We start from the raw sequence: 1,760 nt of genomic DNA, 5'->3' as shown, positions 1-1,760 counted from the left end.
CTATCAACCAATCATTTATTGCAGACTGATATCAATATAAATGCTTACAAATTGTAGCAATTACTCTGTCTAGCTTTGCTTACATAAACTGGCTCTATGACTATTATGATTATAAATGATAATTGTGGATGGAATGTGGAGTGTTATTTAATATTAAGGTGAAGCTAGTTTAACATTGTCGAGATTCATTGACATAGACAACTATATCGTTCATTATTGTTTCATAAGATCTGTTGTTTTGAATATTAATCAATTTTGTAACAACTGATGTACCTATACATTCATAAATACGATGGAGATAAAGGATAACCGCCTACAGGCGGTTATCTGTTTAGAAAGTGTAGTTAAGTTGAACTGAAAGAGCTGATTGGCTATGTTTTACTGTTGTATCACCTGTAAATAGCATATCATCAGTTGGATCTGTTGGAGTACCTGCATCAGAATATCCAGTGATAGTTTTCATTGTAACTTCAGTTTCCGGAGCATATGTGAATGCACCATCTAATGAGATCTGCTTACTGAATACATAAGTTCCACCAAGTGTGATGTGTGATTCAGTCGTTGCCGGGAAGCCTAAAAGATTGAATGTATTTAGAGCATTACCACCTGCCTGAGCGAAGCTTCCTGAAGTTGCATCAACCATCATTGCCGGACCACTTTGAGCTTCAGTAATAGGTTGTTTAGCATAGTTATAACCTAAACGTACTGCCCATGTATCTGCTGAATATTCATAACCTAAAGCAAGTACATTTTGATTTTCCCAACCAAAATCTTTATATCCTTTGGCATCACCCCATTTGATTTGCTTGAAATCTACAGCAATAGTATTACCTGCAATAGCATAACTGACACCCAACCCAATTTCAGCTGGTTGTTCTAAATCATTTGCCATAGCAGCAGGGAATATACCCATTTGAACAAATGGCGTAGTTGCTGAAGAAAGTTGATAGTCATAGTTCATTGCAATAGGTGACTTATAAAGCAGACCCATTGTTACACCTGCGATCTCGTAAGCTGCACCAACATTCACACCGAATGCAAGGTCTTGAGCAACACCTTCACCGGTCTCTTGTCCACCAAAGTTATAATTTATATCAAGTGCCCCATATTGAAGAATTGGTGTAACACCAACGCTGAAACCTGCAACTTTATATGCCAATGGCACACCAAATTGCATTAGTTGTAAGTTAGTTACCATCTGCATATTACCTGAGTTTGTAGCCGATGTTTCAGCATCGCGGTAGTCAACACCCATACCAGCTGTACCCCACATACCGATACCCCAGTAGAAGTTATCATTCACTTTGTTAGCAATTGAAACAGCAGGGATCATACTCATATCTGCTGCACTTTTCTCAGTTGGTTGATCTCCACCCATAGGGTTGCTCATTGTTGCTTCAACGTTTGGCATAAAGAGAGTACCACCGAAAGATACTTCTGTCCCTTCTACTGAAGTGATCAAAGCAGGGTTTGCAATACCTGACTCAGCACCATGGCTCATACCGATTGAAACACCACCCATACCACGTGCTTTAGCACCGATACCGATAAGGTGGTCACCATTCGTTGCGAATGCAGATGTTGCACCAAGTGCCATTGCAGCTACTAAAGCTAACTTGATTGTTTTTTTCATATGTAATTCTCCTATAGAATTGTAAAGATTAAAATCCGAACTCTCGAATTTTGACTGCGCCCATTATAAGCCAGTCAAAATTAGCTGAAACTTAAATGAAAAGTAAATAATATAGATATTTCTTATG

At 38.5% G+C, this 1,760-nt stretch carries 1 protein-coding gene; it reads right to left on the bottom strand.

Features of this window, described 5'->3' with window-relative positions:
- Positions 1-331: 331 nt before the first annotated feature.
- Complete coding sequence (locus ABYK33_RS15735; protein ID WP_373034263.1) at positions 332-1,633, bottom strand: OmpP1/FadL family transporter; 1,302 nt, start codon at positions 1,631-1,633, stop codon at positions 332-334.
- Between the last annotated feature and the right edge of the window lie 127 nt (positions 1,634-1,760).

The sequence above is a fragment of the Sulfurovum sp. genome, assembly GCF_041562805.1.
Taxonomy (GTDB): domain Bacteria; phylum Campylobacterota; class Campylobacteria; order Campylobacterales; family Sulfurovaceae; genus Sulfurovum.
The sequence above is the reverse complement of the archived record's forward strand: the minus strand, read 5'-3'. Positions and strand labels throughout refer to the sequence as shown.